This window comes from Thermogemmatispora sp. (assembly GCF_019683755.1).
Lineage (GTDB): Bacteria > Chloroflexota > Ktedonobacteria > Ktedonobacterales > Ktedonobacteraceae > Thermogemmatispora.
This window is the reverse complement of the sequence record NZ_JADGHT010000458.1, coordinates 1-3,010: the sequence shown is the minus strand read 5'-3', so window position 1 is coordinate 3,010 and position 3,010 is coordinate 1. Positions and strand designations below refer to the sequence as shown.

The window sequence follows — 3,010 nt, the reverse complement described above, 5'->3', positions numbered from 1 at the left end:
TATATGATACAGGTTTCTATCTGTACTGGCTCACTGCCAAGCAGCAGGGGGTGGCCTCCTTGTGAAAGCGGGGAAAGAACAATCTCGCTGGTTCTCCTAGTACATCAGCGGAGGAGGTAGTCTGACGATTTTCACCCCCTCACGCCAAAGTCGCTCAACAGTAATACTTGCTCCTAGAGCCTGGCTCAAAGCCTTTTTCTTTGCGAGATCTGACCAAGACCACGCGAGCCTATCCAAGTAAGGTGTAAGCAGTTCTTAACGGCCATAGCTCAGAACTCGCATAAGTTTCCGATATGGGCAACGAAGCCGCTTCAAAGCTGGGCTGGTACGCACCCAGGCCAATTGTCGTGAAGATCCAACTCGCCGGAGAAACTCCTCGAATAAGCACCTCTCCCTCAGCTCCGACGAAAAAGCCGCTCTAGGCGGTCCGTTGAACGGAACAGCTCTTTCGTCGGGGCCACAAACATGCTACAATAACAAGCATGAGTGAGCTGACCTTGCGTATCGAACGCCTGCAATGGCGAGTTCACGAAACGATGGTGCGTCTTTGACCTGGCGCACAAACGAGAACAGATAGCAGCGTTAGAGGCGGAGACTCTGCAGCCCGACTTCTGGGCTGACAACCGGCGGGCCCAGGCACACATGCAACGTCTCACGGCGTTGCGTGAAGAAGTTGACACCTGGGAGAGACTGGAGAAGCAACTCCAGGATCTAGGGGAGTTAGCGCAGTTGCTGGAGGAGGAGCCAGATGCCGATCTGGAGGCTGAGGTCGTGCGCTCGCTCAATGCAGTAGAGCAAGAGGTAGAGCAGCTTGAATTAGCCTTGCTCTTCAGCGGCGAGCATGACGAGCGCGATGCTATTCTCAGCATCCATGCCGGCAGTGGTGGCGTCGATGCCCAGGACTGGGCAGAAATGCTTCTGCGCATGTACTTGCGCTGGGCCGAGCGGCATCGTTTTCGTACCCAGATCTATGAGTACAATGAAGGTGAGGAGGCGGGCATCAAGAGCGCCACGGTCGAGATTGCCGGGCGCTACGCGTACGGGCATCTGCGTTCCGAAATTGGGACCCATCGCCTCATTCGCCTCTCACCTTTTGATGCTGCGCACCGTCGCCATACCTCCTTTGCGCGGGTTGAGGTGATCCCCGATATCGAGGATGCCATTGAAGTGACCATTCGTCCCGAGGATCTCGATATCGACACCTATCGCTCGACTGGCGCTGGTGGACAGCACGTTAACAAGACCGACTCGGCGGTACGCATCCGCCATATCCCGACGGGAATTGTGGTCACCTGTCAGAATGAGCGATCGCAGATCCAGAACCGAGAGGTAGCGATGCGCATTCTGCGGGCACGCCTCTACGAGCTGGAGCGCCGTAAGCGAGAGGAGGAAGTTGCGCGCTTAAAGGGTGAATACGTCCAGGCCGACTTTGGTACCCAGATTCGCACAGTCACACTGCATCCCTATACCATCGTCAAGGACCATCGTACCGGCTATGAGACCAGCGATACTCAGGGCTACCTGGCCGGTGATCTTGATCCCTTTATTCGCGCTTACCTCCAAATGCAAACGGGCCAGGAAGCGGCAGGCATCCAGCACTAGCCTGGCAGGCAAACAACACAACAGGCAAGCGGGGGCCTGCTGAGCACATGTCGAAGAACGAGAAGAGCAAGACCAGCGGTGGCCCTTCCCTCTGCCGCCGCTGGTCGTTTGGCATCTACTGTGTTATCCAGAGCGAGCCAGCCCCAGATGCCCTTTCTCCTTCCTGCTCTTCCTCTCTTATCCCTGGCGACAGAGCAGAAGAAAAAAGCGCAAACCAGCGCTGCGGGGAGAGTGCGACTCGCTCTCTCCGCTGTTCCTCGGGGGACAGCATGCCCTTCGCCAGCGCCTTACTCTTCACAGTGAGGCAAATTCTCGCAGGCCATAATAGCGCTCAGGATAGCGCAGCTTGCGCAGAGCTTTCACCTCGATTTGGCGAATGCGCTCACGGGTAAGCTTAAAGCGGGCACTTACCTCGTCCAACGAATGAGAACAGCCATCTTGCAGGCCATAGCGCATCTCAAGAATAGTGCGCTCGCGAGGATTGAGAATCTCCATTGCCTGCTGAAGGTGATCGTGAAGCCGCTGGCGCGCTTCACTATCCTCCGGAGCCATCATGCTGGGGTCCTCCAGAGTATCGGCAAGGTGGTATTGCTCGTCATCAGCCACCGGTGCATCGAGAGAGACGGGCTGCTCCGAGATATTGAGAAGCTCGACAACGCGCTCCTTGGGAAGACCGACCTCTGCCGCTAACTCCTCGGGCAGCGGCTCGACGCCCTGCTCCTGGTAGATGCGTCGAGCTACCCGCTTGATGCGATAAATGAGTTCTACGACATGCACCGGAATGTGAATGGTGCGCGAGTGCTCTGCAATCGCCCGGCTAATGGCCTGACGAATCCACCAGGTGGCGTAGGTGCTAAAACGGAAACCGCGGCGATAGTCGAACTTCTGAGCAGCTCGCATAAGGCCGATATTGCCCTCCTGGATCATATCAAGAAGAGGCAGACCCTGATTTGTATAGCGTTTCGCGATACTGACAACCAGGCGCAGGTTTGACTCAATAAGGCGCTGGCGGGCGCGGAGATCACCCTGAGCCACGCGCTCAGCAAGCATCAGCTCCTGCTCTGCAGTCAGGAGAGGATAGGAACCGATCTCTTTCAAGTAGAGCTTGACAGTATCGTCAATGGCACTGCGCTCTGACGTTTCCTCCCCCTCTTCGTCCTCTTCCTCTAGCTCAGCGAGCACGGCTTCCTCACTTTCCAGATCGAAATCGGAAGGGCCAGCCTCCTCGAAAGGTAGCGTTGTCTGACGGTGCCGTTTGCTCGCTATCCTGGAGTGGCCAATTCTCTTTTTAGAATGGTGATCCCCGACGGACATGTCATCCACCTCAAGCAGATCAATGTGCATATCTGCCTTATTGCCTCGCACTCCCATTACTTAAGCTCCTTATATGGTGCAGATGAGGTCGCGC

The 3,010-nt window shown here is 56.2% G+C and carries 2 protein-coding genes; one reads left to right on the top strand and one right to left on the bottom strand.

Translation table 11 applies throughout. The features are described 5' to 3' along the window. Positions 1–482 precede the first annotated feature (482 nt). Positions 483–1,602, top strand: a protein-coding gene (gene prfB / locus IRZ24_RS18715; RefSeq protein WP_366914332.1) for a peptide chain release factor 2 whose coding sequence is annotated in 2 segments (ribosomal slippage) — positions 483–548 and positions 550–1,602 — 1,119 coding nt in all. Because the reading frame shifts where the segments join, the coding sequence is not laid out codon by codon here. 294 nt (positions 1,603–1,896) lie between these two features. Here prfB and IRZ24_RS18710 read toward each other — a convergent pair. Next, positions 1,897–2,973 carry a sigma-70 family RNA polymerase sigma factor gene (locus IRZ24_RS18710; RefSeq protein WP_297167754.1) on the bottom strand — a complete coding sequence of 359 codons (1,077 nt, stop codon included), beginning with the start codon at positions 2,971–2,973 and terminating at the stop codon, positions 1,897–1,899. Positions 2,974–3,010: the final 37 nt, after the last annotated feature.

What these genes read in the sequence shown, in the direction of transcription:
- IRZ24_RS18710 (WP_297167754.1), bottom strand. Translation starts at nt 2,973, where the DNA reads ATGGGAGTGCGAGGCAATAAGGCAGATATGCACATTGATCTGCTTGAG.